Genomic DNA, 15,786 nt, shown 5'->3' with positions numbered 1-15,786 from the left:
GTTGTTTACGACCGAACGATGTTTTGATTTTGCTGCCATTGTACCAATGCTTTCTCTAGACGCTGGACAGCAACAGGAACTTGCTCTGGTGGCGTGTGTGTGAAGTTAAGGCGCATTTTGTTTTTGTGAGGCTCCGCTGAATAGAATACCTCTCCGGGTACAAACGCTACTCCGTTTTCCACTGCCAGCGGGAGTAATTCCTTAGTGTTAATCTCTTCGGAAAGGGTAAGCCATAGGAACATGCCACCTCTTGGCTCGAGGAAATGTGCTCCTTTCCAGTTATGTGATCTGAGTTCCGCGGACAGGAGCTTCATACGCGAATGATACTCTCTTGAGATGAGGCGGATATGCTGCTCAATATCAAAATGCAACAGCAGTTCATCTAAAGCACGCTGGTCGATGGTGCTGGAATGCAGATCGGCTGCTTGCTTTGCCTTGGCGATGGTCTTGATTAGTTCGGAATCGCCGATAATCCAGCCGGTGCGTAGGGCAGGGGCGACGATCTTGGAGAAGGTCCCTGTGTAGACTACACAATGATCCCCGCCGAAGCTTCTATCGATGGAGGCTAATGAGGGTGGATATAGAGTTTTATCTTCATCAAAGGTTATTTCTCCATAGGGATTGTCCTCTAAAATAAGAACACCGTAACGGCGGCAGATTTCAACCACCTTCTCGCGGCGTTCTTTACTCCAGGTTGCTCCAGACGGATTGTTGAAGGTCGGAACTGCGTATAGCAGTTTTGGCCGATGTATCCGAATCTGCTCTTCTAACTGATCCGGCAGAATGCCATGTTCATCATTTGGTATCGAATGAATAGCAGCCCGGTAAGAACCGAGCACTTGTAGTGCTGCCAGATAGGTGGGCGCTTCCACAAAAACTGCATCGCCGGGATCCAGCAATATTTTGCATAACAGATCTATAGCTTGCTGTGAGCCTGTAGTCAATACCATCTCAGAGGCTGTAACCGGGATGCCTTGCCGGGTAAGCCTTTCAGCGATTTTGTCACGTAGTGGAGTAAAACCCTCGGTAAGCCCATATTGAAGCGCTGAGGTGTCGCTGGAGAGCACACGATTATAGGCATCACGTACGGCCTCCAAGGGAAACAAATCCTCCCCAGGCAGCCCGCCTGCAAGTGAAATAATGTCATTGCCTTGTGTAACTTTTAGAATCTCCCGAACTGCTGATGATCCTAGATGATTGGCTGCCGTTGAGTATTTGATATCCATAAATTAGTTCTCCACCTTTCGATTTGATGCTATCATAATAGGAGTGCTGTATAACAGTAAAGCGTTGAATATAACAGTGGAGGTGAAGGGTTCATGCATATCGATTTGAATCGCAGCGGCAGCAAAACTCTGCCCCATCAAATTAATGAAACCCTCAGTCAGCGGATCTCATCAGGACTGCTTCAGCAAGGTGTCCGGCTGCCCTCCGTTAGAAGTCTAGCTATAACCTTGAACGTGAGTCAGGTTACAGTAAGCAAGGCTTACGATATGCTTGAGAAACGAGGACTTATTTACTGCAGACAGGGTAAAGGGTGCTTTGTAGCCGATCCAACCCATAATAGACGTCAAGAAGAGGGTTGCTGGCAGGATTTATATGATGATTATTTGCCGCGGGCTCAGCTTTGGCGGAATTTTGATGTTTCAGAAGTGAAATATCCCTTTCATTTAGCCGCCATCCACAGTGAGCTGCTGCCACTTCAAGATATTGGTGACACCTATGCATCCTTGGTCAAAGAGCAACCGGAGCTTATGGCAACCTACGGGAATTTTCAGGGAGATCTTGAGCTGCGGAATGTCATGAGAGAACATTTGAAATCGCGTGGGATTTCACTCACTTCTTCCGATTTGATGATAACCAGCGGGACCCAGCAAGGCATTGATCTGGTGGCTCGTACATTTGTTGGTCCTGGAGATACAGTCTATCTTGAGGCGCCTAGCTATACTGGTGCTATTGATGTTTTTGCGGGACGAGGTGCAGAGATGATTTTTGTGCCTACGGATAGTGAAGGGATGCGAGTGGATGTTCTTACAAAAATGTGTGATCAAAGACCTCCAAAGCTAATTTATACCATCCCTACTTTTCAAAATCCAAGCGGTGCAACTATGAGCATCACAAGAAGACAACGACTGCTGGAATTAGCGCGCAGCTACCGTTGCCTCATTGTTGAGGATGACCCATTTAGTGATTTATATTTCCATGCACCACCACCTAGGGCGATTAAATCAATGGATCCCGATGGACATGTAGTCTATATGAAAAGCTTTAGCAAAGTACTTGCACCTGGTTGCCGAATCGCCTGTGTGGCTGCAGAAGGAAATATTCTGTCCCGGCTGATCGCCGCTAAATCTGCGAGTGATCTAGGAAGTCCCTTGCTGACACAGAAGGCCGTATTACCCTTCATCGCTGAAAAATACGACGCCTACGCAGCACAGCTACGAATTACACTCCGTGGTCGTATGGAAAAGGCGGCGAAGCTTCTGAAGCTGTACGCGCCGCCTGGAGTGAACTATATTCTACCAGAGGGAGGACTTAATCTCTGGCTGGAGCTGCCCCCTTCTCCTGATATTGCAAGCCTGCATGACTTGGCGGAGCAGGAGAGCATTTCTTTTTTACCCGGTGATGTCTGTTATTCTGCGGAAACGCCTTCCCGCCACATCCGTCTTTGCTATTCGCAAATGAAGGAATCGGAAATGGAGGAAGGGTTACAGCGGTTTCTGCGCTTACTTGGCCGGTTTTTGCAATGACACGGTTATGGGGTGTTATTTGTTCTTTGTTTTAATTGATTCATTTGCTGGCGTACATGTTGAGGAAAAAGCTGCAATGGAACTTGATTGCCGCTTGCCGCTTGTAGCGTTTTATAAATATCGACCTGACCCCAGCCAAAGTATTTATCATGGCCGGAAGTTCCCAGATCAACAGCGTTTTTGGTCATAAGGTCCATAACTTCCTTATTCGTCAGATTAGGATTCAGTGAACGTACCAGACCCGCCAGCGCAGCGACATGGGGACTGGCCATCGACGTGCCGGATAAAGCGGCATACTGGCTGTCCGGATAGGTGCTTGCGATGCTTTCTCCAGGTGCAGCGACATCAATATAATCGCCGTAGTTGGAGAAGGAGGCTTTTTCCCCTGAAGCATTTGTAGCAGCCACTGCAATCACTTCGGGATAAGCTGCAGGGTATCCAGGCCGTTCTGTATTATCATTGCCTGCTGCAGACACAAGCACGATGTCCCGGTCATAGGCGTATTTAATCGCATCATGGAGGAACTGCGAGTCGGCATAATTCCCTAAACTTAAGTTAATAACCTTTGCGCCATTGTCAGCTGCCCATATGATACCTTCTGCTACGGAATAAGTCGTTCCGGCACCTGAGTTATCTAGCGCTTTTACAGGGAGGATCTTATTGTACCAGCTGATGCCAGCTACACCTTCCCCGTTGTTAACAAGTGCGCCAATGATTCCAGATACATGTGTACCGTGACCTACATCATCCTCGGGTGTGGAACCATTGGTAATGGCATTATAGCCAGTCAAAAGCTTACCTTGTAAATCAGGATGATTAATCTGTACTCCCGTATCGACTACGGCGACAACCACTTCTTTGCTGCCTTTGGAAAGATTCCACCCTAGCTCAGTTTCAATCGCCGGGAGGTTCCATTGGTAAGTGGAGAATAACATGTCGTTAGGCGTTACAGTTCCTTCAGCGTTTTTAGTGATGGTATCATTGGTTAAATACATATAGTGAGGTTCCGTATACTCGGGATGCCATTTGTTGGTGAAATAGGATTTCAGCTGATAATAGGTCATCTTCTCAGAGCGAAAGATATAGGCATATCCCAGCTTGCGTGGCTGCTTGCAGTGGATATCGGCGGTTATCGTCTGGAGCTGTCCCTGAGTCGGAGCAGTTCCCTTAAAACGGACTACAATTTCATTCTCATAAAAATGGCTGGCATTTTCATTATCATGGCCGGTCTTGACTGTAATGTCCTTTAAGTTATCGGTATGGACTGATTCCACATGGTATTTGCCTTCCTTAGGATACGGAATGAGACGCAGGTTCTTCAGCTGATGGTCTGCCACACGCCCAAGCACCTTTTGGTTAATAAGAGCAATAATCCCTACATTTTTCTGTTTGTTCCGCTGAGCGATAAAGTAATATTTTTCTTTACCGATTGTAAACGTTGGAGATTCATAGGATTGATGACCGTGGATTGCTGATTTTGCCGTATTGAGATATTTTAGAAGCTGTTTGTTCTCCTGTTCGGTTCCATTTGGAAAAGACGACTTAAAGGTCTCAGTCTTTTGTGTGCGGAAATCGATCCACATCAGCATGGAGATAAACCCGTGGTCTTGCTGCAATCGTTTCGCATACACTGATTTATCATGAATCGAAGACATCCCGTCTGTTTCAGACAGGAGTTTAGTTAAGTGTCTACTGACATCGACTCTATTCAGATGATCTGTCGCCTCCACATCCTGGCTTAAGGAGGTTTTCTTTAATGTTTTTTCCTGAGAGGGATTTGGAGGTGAATGCAAAGCTGAAGTTGGAGCCGGATTCTGAACAGCGACTTTTGCGACATCTCTGGTCGTCCCATTAGTGGCAGGGCGCAGGGCAAAGGTAAGTAACCCAACTGTAAAAGCTGCTGTAACCAAACCTGCAACTGTTAGATTTTTTCGTGACATGATTTCCGCTCCTCTATGCAATGTAATGTCTATAGGTTTAGAAGAGAGCGTATCTTTTATGCATCTTAGAAAAGGATACCTTCCTAACGTTTTTTATGATAATATCAGAGAGAATAAGTATCTCGAATTGTCTTCTTGATTTTGTAAGAGATACCTCATTAATTGTCCAGAAGGTTAGACTTCTCTGTGTTCACATCCTGATATTGCAAGAATAAAGAGATACGTCTTTAGGGCGGTTTCTTTCAGAGGATTAACTTTATTGACTACAAGAGCAGGGAATAATAAGGAGGAGCAACCGCTATGTCAGCAGCCAATGTGCAGAAATTATGTGAATCGACGAGAGATAAACTTAAAGTGGTAATCGACAAAATGGAAGTATTTCTAAATGAGCATGCATTGCCTCAGCTTGTAGTTGAGGGAGATGAGGAAACCGTACAATTTTACCAAGGTTTTCTGTCCGATCTTCGTCACCTATTAGTGTTCTCGGAAATGTCATATGAGAAATTAGGCGTTGCGCTGCGTCGTGCGACATTCGATGAATCTTTTGCACAGAAAGCGCTTTATAATGTATATCACTATGGTGTGAACAACTTCTTTTATCCGAAAAATGAAAGCTATTCTGAAGATGGCCGTTACGCTTATACTGGTCAGGATGCAATCCGTTTCCGCAAAAAGCCAGTACGTCCCGCACGTGATATCATCCTAGAAATCACCAAAACGTATGAAGATCTTCGCGATGATCTCATTTATTATGAGAACGACTATTTGACCGAGAAACGTATGCAAAATCAGGTTTAACTTCTAAATAGTGATCTAAAGGGATCAGCACTTTGTCATTTTGTAATGACGATGAGCTGGTCCTTTTTTGCGTGGATTAAAAGCCTGTCTCGATACATCAACTGGAAACCACTCTGTCGAATAGCGGGTAAATGGAGCGGACATAATGAAGCCGAGGTGATAATTATGTCGAGTGAAAAACCACTAGTAAAATGTAGCGTGAGCAATTGTCATTATTGGGGCGAGCATAATTTATGCCGGGCTGAAGAAATTGTCATCGAGATCGATAAGCACGTAGGCAATGGTTATAAGGAAGAATATGCTGAAGAAATGACAAATGAAGGTCACCGCGATCATGCCAGTACATCATCTGCAACATGTTGTCTGACGTTTAAGCCGAACGCTTAGGAGGCCGCCAGAATGGACACAGAAAAGGATAATGAATCAAGCTCATCACGGGAACAATCCGGTCCGAGAAAAGTCATTCTTCGTCCGCGGAGAGTGGACTATCCTCGGCGGGACAGAGAGCATCGCGAAGAATACGCTGCTGAGGTAAATCCGGTTCCAATGCAGGTTCGGGATGCCCCGCGGATAGTGGAAGAACGCAAGGACAGTGAAGCGGAATATAGTGGAAGCCGGGTAATGGGGTATGTTGGACTGGGGATGGGGATCGCCTCATTGTTCATCTGGTCTTTTATTCTCGGACCCATCGCTGCCGTAGTTGGTTATTATTCCTATGTCAAAGAGCAAAAAACGCTTGGGGCATGGGCAATGGGCTTAGGGATTGTTGCGACACTAAGTTACTTCGTGATGATTCCCTTTGCGCGCTAAAAAGAACTGAATGGCTTTGATCTAAACAGGCTTTTAGACCTAAATATCAGGGTCTGAAGTCTGTTTTTTCATTCCAACATATAGCAATAATCTCAGATAAAATGTAAGATTAAGCCGTAATTCATCGAAATTTCAACGCGAAACCTTATATATGATTCGAGTAGGACAAAAAAGGAGTGCGCCAGCATGCAGATCAATCCCGCTGTAACCGACGGGTTAGGGCAGCTTAAATGGATCAACCTTAAGGCTACAACCGAAAAGACTAGCTCCGCGAATGGAAATGAACGGTCAACGGGAGTTTCAGCTTCTGGATTTGCGACAATGCTTCAGGCAATGTCAACGAGTAGTGAAAGTTCAAGCTATTTGACTTCTCTCCCGGATGCAACTTCAGTCAGCAGCTTGTTATGGCAGCAGATAGGTGGGACAACAGAAACCTTCAATAACATAATTTCCGGGGAAATAACGGGTTCCACACCTACGAGCTATGATGATCTCATCCAGAAGGCGAGTGCTAAATATGGCGTGCCGATTGATCTGATCAAAGCAGTGATTGATACTGAATCTTCGTTTAATCCTAATGTGGTCTCTTCGGCAGGGGCTAAAGGTTTAATGCAGCTTATGGATGGGACCGCGAGCGGCTTAGGGGTTACTGATTCGTTCGATCCGGCGCAAAACATTGATGGCGGCGTACGTTATTTATCTTATCAACTGAAACGCTTTGGCGGAGAGGAAAAGATGGCACTTGCAGCTTACAACGCAGGGCCGGGACGGGTAACAGATCTGGGAGTAACCAATGATCAGGAATTATTGGAGAAACTTAGCCTGCTTCCAAAAGAGACACAATCTTATATCTTTAAAATAGAACGCGCTCGCGCTCAATACGCGGTATAATAAAAAGGATCAAACGGGAAACACCGTTTGATCCTTTTTCGATAATAAGTTCACTCAACGAAGTAAAGGAGACATTTGACATATGCTTTACTGGGATTATGCCGCCGCTACACCGCCCTATGAAGAAGTGGTGCAGACGATGGAACAAATTATGAAGCTGCATTATGCGAACCCTTCCTCTTTGCACCGTGCGGGCAGTGAAGCGGGTAAGCTGATCAGACGGTCGCGTGAAGTATGCGCTGCTGCTTTATCTGTACAACCGCAGGAGATTCTATTTACTTCTGGTGCAACGGAAAGCAATAATTTGGCGATAAAAGGCGCTGCTCTGCAATATCAGACTAGAGGTCGCCATTTGGTAACTACAGAAATAGAGCATCCCTCTGTATATGAGAGTTTCCTGCAATTGCAGCGAATGGGCTGGGAGGTTACTTTTGTAGCACCCGATAGCACTGGGGTTGTTGATCCTGAGCGCGTAGCTGCTGCTGTCCGGCGCGACACAGTGCTTGTTAGTGTGATGCATGTCAATAACGAGATTGGAACGATACAACCGCTTAAAGAGATGGGGAAGCTGATTAAAGCTGTGAATCCGCGAACCTTATTTCATGTAGATGGTGTTCAGGGATATGGTAAGCTTGCAGTTGACTTAAAGGATTGGCAGGTGGATCTTTATAGCCTGTCTCCTCATAAGCTTCGAGGCCCACGTGGAGTGGGATTACTGTATATCAAAGAGGGAATTAAGCTATTCCCATTGCTTACAGGGGGCTCTCATGAAGAAGGACAACGCGCTGGAACTGAAAATGTACCTGCGATTGTCGCATCCTCCAAAGCTATCCGCATGAGTGGTGAGCAGCGCGAAACCTTCGTTGCCCAGTTGGTTCCACTCCGAGATCGATTATTACGCTTCTTGCGCACCGTTCCTGAATTTGTTATAAACAGCAGAGAGGATGGAGCTCCCCATATTGTGCATTTCTCTTACCCTGGCATGAAGGGAGAGGTATTCGCCCGCAAGCTAGAGGAACTGGGGATGGCTGTCTCCACCCGTTCGGCCTGCTCCTCACGACTGGCTGAGCCTAGTCGTGTATTATTGTCTATGGGTAAAGATGTCTCCAGTGCTTCAGGTGGGATTCGTATTAGCCTTGGCGACAGTCATACAGATGAGGATGTCGCTGCGCTTGAGCAAGCATTAACCACTGCGGTACAAGCTTTAAAGATTGCTGAAGGAGGAATGAAGTAACAAATGAGCATGATGAACAAGGAATCTGCAGAAGGCAGAGCCCATAGTATAGAATACGCTGATATGCTGCTCCTGCGTTTTGGAGAGTTTACTTTAAAGGGCAAAAATCGTACCCGATTTGAAAAAACCGTACTGCGTCATGTGAAGGAATTGATTAAGCCTTATCCAAACGTAGTTCTGAGCAAGGAATTCGGAAGAATTTACGTGGAATTGAACGGGGAATCTGCGATTGAATTGGTACAAGCACTGAAGAATGTATTTGGCATTGCTTCAGTTAGTCCAGTGAAGGTTTCTAAGTCAGAGCTTGAGAATATTGTAGCGGTCAGCCGTCAATTTTTGGAGATAATCGCGCCTGCTCCGGGCACCAGATTTAAGGTTAATGCTCGGCGGGTATGGAAAGAGTTCCCTTACGGCTCCATTGAGATGAATAAACTGATCGCGACACCACTATTGCAAGGATATCCTGGCCTCACCGTAGACGTTAAATCGCCTGAATTAGAGCTGAGGGTCGAAATTCGTCAGGGACATACTTATATTTTCTGTGAAAATATTGCCGGTGTAGGTGGATTTCCATTAGGCACTAACGGAAAAGCGATGTTATTGCTGTCCGGTGGCATTGATAGTCCCGTAGCAGGCTGGTCATCCATGCGGCGCGGACTTGAAGTGGAGTGCGTGCACTTCTACAGTTATCCTTATACAAGCGAGCTTGCTAGACAAAAAGTTGTGGATCTTGCGCGGGTATTGTCACGTTATGCGGGTGTAATCAAGCTGCATCTGGTACCCTTTACTGAAGTGCAGACTTCCTTTACCGGCATCGGCCAGGATAATCTGATTATTACACTGATGCGGCGGGCAATGCTGAGAATTACTACCCAGCTTGCTGAGCGGGAAGGTGCATTGGCGATTGTAACCGGGGATAGTCTGGGACAAGTCGCTAGCCAGACCTTGCCAAGCATGAACGTGATTGGCCGTGCGACAACCCTCCCCCTTCTGCGTCCGCTGGTAATGATGGACAAAAGTGATATCGTGGACCTGTCGAAGAACATCGGTACCTATGATTTGTCTATCCTTCCTTATGAGGATTGCTGTACTTTATTTGTTCCAAAATCACCTACAACAAATCCGAATTTACGGATTGTGGATAAGATAGAGGCTACGCTTCCGGGATATTCTGAACTTCTGGAAGCGGCGATTGAAGCCACAGAGACCGTGTTAATCACTCCCTATGGAGATGAGAAGCCTAGTGATGTTGTAAGTGTCGAGGCTGGTTTACAGGAAGAATGGTTCTAAAGTAATAAACCAAAAAACTGCCTTGAAGCGTAGTGAAATCTACGTTCTGAGGCAGTTTTTTTGTGGTTTAGACGATTGTGCCCTCCTGAGGCTCTTCTGGTTTTGATTGGCGTTTCCAATGTCCCGCTGCCAAGATACCTATAATGATCACGATTATAAACAGATATTTGAGCAGCGGATGATGATCAAAAAATGGCGCAAGCTGATGTTCATCCGTAATCATACTTGAAGCAGTAAAACCTAAGACAGCAGAACCAATATAAATGATCCATGGATATTTGTTGATTAATTTAATAAAAAGGGTACTTCCCCACACAACGATGGGAACACTGATCAGCAGTCCTATGATAACCAGTGAGATATTATGCTTGGCAGCTCCGGCAATGGCGATCACATTATCAAGGCCCATGGCAGCATCAGCTAAAATGATTGTCCCTACAGCGGACCACAAGCTTTGACCTGCCTTGATATCTGTTGAAGTGTTCTCACTGGTTAACAGCTTATAGGCAATCAGAATGAGTAAAATCCCTCCGGCAAGCAGTAACCAGGGGATTTTCAACAGCCATACGACCAGAATCGTTGCGAAGATCCGCAACACTACAGCACCTGCTGTTCCAAATACGATAGCCTTCTTTTGCGTGTCTGACGGTAAATTACGCGCCGCAAGACCGATCACAATGGCATTATCTCCCGCCAAAATAAGATCTAGAAAAATAATGTTGAGCAGCGATAATATAAACTCCCATATGGATGTATTCAAAGCGAAGTCACTCCCAAGTTTGTTAGATTGAGCTTCAAAATATGCTTAGTTTTGTATACGCAAAAAAAGGAGCTAACATGCGTTCACGCTCAAAAAAAGTTGGACAGGAAGCATAGCTTGTCATTTCCGAACATACAAGTAGTTACATGTGACTCGGGGAGGTAAGAGCGAATGGATTCATTATTGCTCCTTGGTGAAATATTGATGATTAATCTGGTGCTGAGCGGAGATAATGCAATGGTTATCGCAATGGCCAGCAAGGATCTTTCGGCGAAGCACCGAAAGACTGCAGTATGGTGGGGCTCAGCAGGCGCAGTTGTTCTGCGGTGTTTGCTTACTTTTGTTGCGGTATTGCTATTAAAAATCCCTTATATTCAGGCTGGAGGGGGAATGCTGCTGCTATGGATAGCGTTCAAGCTGCTTTTGGAGGAAGAGGAGGATCTCAGAGTAAGGGAATCATCCTCAGTCTGGAAAGCAATCCGAACGATTCTTGTAGCAGACTTCATTATGAGCCTGGATAATGTACTAGCTATTGCAGGAGTAGCTAAAGGAGATTTGGCTTTAATTGTCATCGGGATTGCCCTTAGCATTCCGATAGTAGTGTGGGGAAGCGGCATTATTGTAGGCTGGCTGCACCGGTTTCCAGTGCTCGTATTTATCGGTGCTTATATATTGGCGTTTACAGCAGGGGATATGTTGCTTCAGGATGCAAAATTAGGGACGATGCTCTCCTTTTTGTTCCCTTCCTCACATTCCTATTTGCCCATTGCCTTAGGAATATTAGTTGTCGTTACGGGAGCAATAAAACGCAGAAAAACATCTGCAGGTTAATAAATTGCAATAAAAGGCAATACTAAACGGACATCTCCATAAATTGGAATTGTCCGTTTTTTTTGCGTGATCAGAAGCGGTTATCGACACTGATTAATCACAGGGAGTGATGGCATTTTGTGTATGTTTCGGATAATATATGAGTAAGAATCCTGTCGCTTTCAGGCTATAAGGTGACGAGGAAATGAGGTAGACGTGAAATTGAAGGGATGGGTGAAGGATGTCTTCAAAGAAAGATATACAGCTAGGAATTTTTATTGTTGCTGCTGGCATCGTGATTTTATTAGGTAAGCTGGGCGTCTTCGGATTTTTGGGGCGCGCGCTTTGGCCTCTAGTGATTTTAATTCCAGGAATAGTACTACACATGTTATTTTTCAGCCGTCGTGCTTCGGCCTCGGTATTGGTTCCTGCCGGGATATTAACGGTGTATGGTTTGTTGTTTGGCCTCTGCAATATTTGGGGATGGGGGCTTATGAGAAGCTTATGGCCTGTGCTGTTGCTTGGTCTTGCCGTGGGCTTGTATGAATACTCCATCTATGAACCTAGACGGACGGGTGGCCTGTCAGCAATTGCTGTAACATTAGGCTTACTAAGCCTTGCGCTTTGTATTTTCAGCCTTATGGGCACCGGCGCGATCTACCTGATCGGGATTGTATTAATAGCTGTAGGAATTTGGCTGATTACCGGTCGAGGCAGAGCACGTGGCCGGAATAGATGGTATCGAAGCTAATTGCTGTAGGATCTTGTGAAAAAAAACGGAAATTGGTAACTGTTTTTTCATAAAAAGACTTGCTTTTCATGGTACTTTCACTATAATATTAATGTTATGTTGAAGCGTCGGCTTTCTGCCTGGCGCTTCTTTTGTGAGACTGCCGTGACATGCTATGAATTTTAACAGTTTTAATTTGATAAATGAGAGGATTTGGATACAAATCATGCATTCAAGAAAAGATATTCGCAACATTGCGATCATTGCCCACGTTGACCATGGCAAAACAACACTCGTCGATCAGCTCCTTCAACAATCGGGGATCTTCAGCGCCCATGAGCACTTGCAAGAACGTGCTATGGACTCTAATGATATCGAACGGGAACGTGGAATTACAATCCTAGCTAAAAATACAGCAATTACTTATAAAGAGTTTTTGATCAACATTGTGGATACACCTGGACATGCTGACTTTGGTGGCGAAGTAGAACGGATCATGAAAATGGTTGACGGTGTATTGCTGGTTGTTGATGCTTATGAAGGCTGCATGCCGCAAACGAAATTCGTTCTGCGTAAAGCATTGGAACAAAAACTTACACCGATCGTTGTCGTGAACAAGATTGACCGTCCAGCTGCTCGTCCTAAGGAAGTTATTGATGAAGTGCTCGATTTGTTCATCGAACTTGAAGCAAATGACGAACAATTGGAATTCCCGGTTGTTTATGCATCTGCTCTTAATGGTACATCAAGCATGGTTCCTGAGAAACAAGATGAAACGATGCTTTCGCTCTACGAAACCATTGTTGAACATATTCCAGCTCCAACCGAAAGTGTTGAAGAACCGCTTCAATTCCTCGTAACGTTGATGGATTATAACGAATACTTGGGTCGTATTGCGATTGGACGTGTTAACCGCGGTGTGATCAAACAAGGTCAATCTGTAACAGTTATTATGCGTGATGGTAAGAGCAAAACTGCACGTATCGAGAAATTGTTCGGCTTCCAAGGTTTGAAACGTATTGAAACAGAGCAAGCGGGCGCAGGGGATATCGTTGCTATTGCAGGGATCAAGGACATCAATATTGGTGAGACCATTGCTGATCCTGCAAACCCTGAAGCACTTCCGGTTCTGAAGATTGACGAGCCAACCATGCAAATGACATTCCTAGTGAATAACAGTCCTTTTGCTGGTAAAGAAGGTAAATGGGTAACTTCCCGTAAACTACGTGAGCGTCTATTTAAAGAACTTGAAACAGACGTGAGTTTGCGTGTGGAAGAAACTGATAGTCCTGATGCATTTATCGTTTCTGGACGCGGTGAGCTTCACCTTGGTATTCTGATCGAGAATATGCGTCGTGAAGGTTATGAAATGCAAGTTTCTAAACCACAAGTAATCATTAAAGAAATCGACGGTGTCAAAATGGAGCCGCTTGAGCGTCTAATGATTGATATTCCAGAAGAGAGCATGGGCTCTGTTATGGAGAGTCTGGGTACTCGTAAAGCCGAAATGGTCAATATGATTAACAACGGTACGGGTCAAGTACGTCTGGAGTTCTTGATTCCTGCACGTGGATTGATTGGTTACAACACTTACTTCTTGACTTTGACACGCGGTTACGGCGTTATGAACCATGCTTTTGACAGCTACGCTCCACTGGTTGCTGGTCAAGTTGGCGGACGTCATCAAGGTGTGCTTGTAGCAAGTGAGACTGGATCAACAACTCAATACGGAATCGTGGGTGTTGAGGATCGTGGTATTCTCTTCTTGGATGCAGGTACAGAAATTTATGAAGGTATGATCGTAGGCGAGCATACCCGTGATAACGATATTATCGTTAACATCTGTAAGGAAAAAGCACTTACCAACATGCGTACCTCAGGCAAAGATGATACTGTAAAAATGAAGACACCACGCACCTTCTCTTTGGAAGGCGCACTTGAATATTTGAATGATGATGAATATTGTGAAATTACACCTAAATCCATTCGTTTGCGTAAAAAGATTCTGAACAAAGGCGAACGCGAACGTGTAGAGAAACAACGTAAAACAGCACAAGCCAACGCGTAAACACATGCTTATGAATAAGACCGCCGGATTATTGCATCCGGCGGCTTTTTTTAATATAAGAAACAAAAAATTCCCCTACTGATGATATAATGTAAACGTATCTTAAATTTGGGAGGAGTGCGGTTATCTATGCAGGTGTGGTTCGCTGAGCATCCAATCGTCGCTTATATTGTTATCTTTATATTGCTTACTTTTGTTTATAATCAAGTCTTTCGTGTGAATCAAAAGTTATCGATTGGCAAGGAAATCATGCTCTACATAATGATGGCGGTTGGCTCTGGCATGCTCCTCATTTTCCAACATGATAAGCTTCCGATTATCCAGTGTCTGTTGGTTGCTGTCGGATTAATGCTGATGGTACGGATACGTTATATAGTAGAAGCTCGACAGAAGAGAAAGGCTGCGGCAGCAGCGAAGAGATCGTAATCGCAACTTTTGTACCTTAAGGATCGTCTAATTAATGTAGCAATTCTAATTCTAAATGAAATGAAAAGGACTTTATTCTATTATGAGTACAAGAAACAGCGGTTTACCTCCAAGAGCAAACGGGCAACAACCTACTAATAGAAAACAGCCTGTGAAGGGTGCTTCTAAGAAAAAAACGAAAAAGAAAGTGAAAAAGAGAGGTTTTTTTGGCAGATTAGTTAGAGTATTGTTAACTTTGCTAATTATTGCGATCCTCGGCGTGCTGGGTTATGGCGGTTATCTGTATTGGAAGCTTGAGCATGGCGTATTTAATGCAGGGGTTGAGGGTACGGTTGCTCCAGGGCATTCCGCTTCAGAAAAACCACTGACAATGCTTATACTGGGAACGGATAACAGACCTAAACACGAGTCTTATTTGACTGACGTAATCATGGTTGCAGCACTTAATCCTAAGACTAAATCAGCGACTATTGTTTCGCTTCCTCGTGATACCTACGTGGAGCTAAGTGGCTATAAGAAGACGAAAATTAATGAATTTTATGCTCGCTTCAAGGGTAAGGAGAAATCCTCTGGTCTACTGGCTGAAGATGAGATGAAGACGATGATGGGTAAGTATTTGGATATTGATGTAGATTATACAACGATTCTTGATTTTCAGGGCTTCCGTGATGTAGTGGACGAGCTTGGGGGAGTCGAAGTAAATATTAGTGAAAATATGTGTTATACAGACACTGTGGATGGCACGAATATCAATCTGAAAAAGGGTCCGGCAGAGCTGGATGGAAAAAATGCACTGGACTATGTGCGGTATCGTAAATCCAATTGCAAGCCTAAGACCAACGCATCAGATGATTTTGATCGCAACAAACGCCAGAACGAAGTTCTGAACAGTCTGGTGGATCAGATGCAATCGCTTGGTGGCGTATTAAAAATCGGCAAGGTGCTTGATGCAGTGGACAGTAACATGAAGACAGATATCGAAAATTCGCAAATCAAAGATATGATTGCGACGTATTGGAAGATTTCCAAAGAGAATATCGAATTCAAGCCGGTTACTGGAACGTGGCGAAGTCCATATGTATATATTAATGATGAGGAGTTTGAGGCCGCTAAGAAAAGCTTGCAGGATCGGATTGCAGGAATTTCCACGGGAGCTGATTCGACAGCTGCTGAGACGCCTTGAGGACCTTAATATCTTCCATAGCTAAAATTGAATGCAAGTTTCAGCCTGTGCTATAATATAATAAATCGAATGAATTAACGTCGCATAGGGGGCCAG

15 protein-coding genes are annotated in these 15,786 nt (G+C 44.7%); 12 read left to right on the top strand and 3 right to left on the bottom strand.

What is annotated here, in order from left to right:
* Positions 1-5: 5 nt before the first annotated feature.
* Positions 6-1,226, bottom strand: a complete 1,221-nt coding sequence (locus NST58_RS25200) for a PLP-dependent aminotransferase family protein (protein WP_076185258.1) — start codon at positions 1,224-1,226, stop codon at positions 6-8.
* 93 nt (positions 1,227-1,319) lie between these two features.
* Between NST58_RS25200 and NST58_RS25195 the strand changes: the two genes are divergently transcribed.
* Positions 1,320-2,750, top strand: a complete 1,431-nt coding sequence (locus tag NST58_RS25195) for a PLP-dependent aminotransferase family protein (RefSeq protein WP_076276749.1) — start codon at positions 1,320-1,322, stop codon at positions 2,748-2,750.
* Positions 2,751-2,755: 5 nt separating this feature from the next.
* Here NST58_RS25195 and NST58_RS25190 read toward each other — a convergent pair whose 3' ends face one another.
* Positions 2,756-4,690 carry a S8 family peptidase gene (locus tag NST58_RS25190; protein ID WP_076276750.1) on the bottom strand — a complete coding sequence of 645 codons (1,935 nt, stop codon included), beginning with the start codon at positions 4,688-4,690 and terminating at the stop codon, positions 2,756-2,758.
* Between the two features lie 300 nt (positions 4,691-4,990).
* Here NST58_RS25190 and NST58_RS25185 point away from each other — a divergent pair, with 300 nt between their 5' ends.
* The 6 genes from NST58_RS25185 (at position 4,991) to thiI (ending at position 9,713) form a co-directional block, all read left to right on the top strand.
* Positions 4,991-5,488, top strand: a complete 498-nt coding sequence (locus NST58_RS25185) for a YpuI family protein (protein WP_036683764.1) — start codon at positions 4,991-4,993, stop codon at positions 5,486-5,488.
* Positions 5,489-5,653: 165 nt separating this feature from the next.
* On the top strand, positions 5,654-5,875 hold the full coding sequence (locus NST58_RS25180; RefSeq protein ID WP_036683762.1) for a DUF1540 domain-containing protein: 222 nt from the start codon (positions 5,654-5,656) through the stop codon (positions 5,873-5,875).
* A 12-nt stretch (positions 5,876-5,887) separates the two neighbouring features.
* Complete coding sequence (locus NST58_RS25175; protein WP_038572882.1) at positions 5,888-6,298, top strand: hypothetical protein; 411 nt, start codon at positions 5,888-5,890, stop codon at positions 6,296-6,298.
* A gap of 186 nt (positions 6,299-6,484) precedes the next feature.
* The gene (locus tag NST58_RS25170; RefSeq protein WP_038572880.1) at positions 6,485-7,189 is read left to right on the top strand and encodes a lytic transglycosylase domain-containing protein; all 705 of its coding nucleotides are present in this window, start codon (positions 6,485-6,487) and stop codon (positions 7,187-7,189) included.
* A gap of 82 nt (positions 7,190-7,271) precedes the next feature.
* Entirely contained in the window at positions 7,272-8,423 is a 1,152-nt protein-coding gene (locus tag NST58_RS25165; RefSeq protein ID WP_339244518.1) for a cysteine desulfurase family protein, read from the top strand.
* A 9-nt stretch (positions 8,424-8,432) separates the two neighbouring features.
* Positions 8,433-9,713, top strand: coding sequence for a tRNA uracil 4-sulfurtransferase ThiI (gene thiI, locus NST58_RS25160; RefSeq protein ID WP_339248799.1), 1,281 nt, complete (start codon positions 8,433-8,435; stop codon positions 9,711-9,713).
* Between the two features lie 67 nt (positions 9,714-9,780).
* Here thiI and NST58_RS25155 read toward each other — a convergent pair whose 3' ends face one another.
* Positions 9,781-10,473 (bottom strand): TerC family protein, encoded by a 693-nt coding sequence (locus NST58_RS25155; RefSeq protein ID WP_076278783.1) that lies wholly within the window; start codon positions 10,471-10,473, stop codon positions 9,781-9,783.
* A 171-nt stretch (positions 10,474-10,644) separates the two neighbouring features.
* Here NST58_RS25155 and NST58_RS25150 point away from each other — a divergent pair, with 171 nt between their 5' ends.
* The 5 genes from NST58_RS25150 (at position 10,645) to NST58_RS25130 (ending at position 15,690) form a co-directional block, all read left to right on the top strand.
* Entirely contained in the window at positions 10,645-11,304 is a 660-nt protein-coding gene (locus NST58_RS25150; RefSeq protein ID WP_076136549.1) for a TerC family protein, read from the top strand.
* A gap of 220 nt (positions 11,305-11,524) precedes the next feature.
* Positions 11,525-12,034 carry a hypothetical protein gene (locus NST58_RS25145; protein WP_076192076.1) on the top strand — a complete coding sequence of 170 codons (510 nt, stop codon included), beginning with the start codon at positions 11,525-11,527 and terminating at the stop codon, positions 12,032-12,034.
* Positions 12,035-12,239: 205 nt separating this feature from the next.
* The gene (gene typA, locus NST58_RS25140) at positions 12,240-14,081 is read left to right on the top strand and encodes a translational GTPase TypA (RefSeq protein WP_076129029.1); all 1,842 of its coding nucleotides are present in this window, start codon (positions 12,240-12,242) and stop codon (positions 14,079-14,081) included.
* 129 nt (positions 14,082-14,210) lie between these two features.
* Positions 14,211-14,507 (top strand): YlaH-like family protein, encoded by a 297-nt coding sequence (locus tag NST58_RS25135; protein ID WP_076179286.1) that lies wholly within the window; start codon positions 14,211-14,213, stop codon positions 14,505-14,507.
* Positions 14,508-14,589: 82 nt separating this feature from the next.
* Positions 14,590-15,690 (top strand): LCP family protein, encoded by a 1,101-nt coding sequence (locus tag NST58_RS25130; RefSeq protein ID WP_076129031.1) that lies wholly within the window; start codon positions 14,590-14,592, stop codon positions 15,688-15,690.
* Positions 15,691-15,786: the final 96 nt, after the last annotated feature.

This window comes from Paenibacillus sp. FSL R10-2796, from assembly GCF_037965315.1.
In the GTDB taxonomy this organism is placed as follows: Bacteria; Bacillota; Bacilli; order Paenibacillales; family Paenibacillaceae; genus Paenibacillus_AQ; species Paenibacillus_AQ odorifer.
This window is presented reverse-complemented; position numbering and strand designations above follow the sequence as displayed.

Coding starts and splice junctions, on each gene's coding strand:
- NST58_RS25200 (WP_076185258.1), bottom strand. CDS start 1,226: ATGGATATCAAATACTCAACGGCAGCCAATCATCTAGGATCATCAGCA.
- NST58_RS25135 (WP_076179286.1), top strand. CDS start 14,211: ATGCAGGTGTGGTTCGCTGAGCATCCAATCGTCGCTTATATTGTTATC.
- thiI (WP_339248799.1), top strand. CDS start 8,433: ATGATGAACAAGGAATCTGCAGAAGGCAGAGCCCATAGTATAGAATAC.
- NST58_RS25185 (WP_036683764.1), top strand. CDS start 4,991: ATGTCAGCAGCCAATGTGCAGAAATTATGTGAATCGACGAGAGATAAA.
- NST58_RS25190 (WP_076276750.1), bottom strand. CDS start 4,690: ATGTCACGAAAAAATCTAACAGTTGCAGGTTTGGTTACAGCAGCTTTT.
- NST58_RS25180 (WP_036683762.1), top strand. CDS start 5,654: ATGTCGAGTGAAAAACCACTAGTAAAATGTAGCGTGAGCAATTGTCAT.
- NST58_RS25150 (WP_076136549.1), top strand. CDS start 10,645: ATGGATTCATTATTGCTCCTTGGTGAAATATTGATGATTAATCTGGTG.
- NST58_RS25170 (WP_038572880.1), top strand. CDS start 6,485: ATGCAGATCAATCCCGCTGTAACCGACGGGTTAGGGCAGCTTAAATGG.
- typA (WP_076129029.1), top strand. CDS start 12,240: ATGCATTCAAGAAAAGATATTCGCAACATTGCGATCATTGCCCACGTT.
- NST58_RS25130 (WP_076129031.1), top strand. CDS start 14,590: ATGAGTACAAGAAACAGCGGTTTACCTCCAAGAGCAAACGGGCAACAA.
- NST58_RS25195 (WP_076276749.1), top strand. CDS start 1,320: ATGCATATCGATTTGAATCGCAGCGGCAGCAAAACTCTGCCCCATCAA.
- NST58_RS25175 (WP_038572882.1), top strand. CDS start 5,888: ATGGACACAGAAAAGGATAATGAATCAAGCTCATCACGGGAACAATCC.
- NST58_RS25165 (WP_339244518.1), top strand. CDS start 7,272: ATGCTTTACTGGGATTATGCCGCCGCTACACCGCCCTATGAAGAAGTG.
- NST58_RS25145 (WP_076192076.1), top strand. CDS start 11,525: ATGTCTTCAAAGAAAGATATACAGCTAGGAATTTTTATTGTTGCTGCT.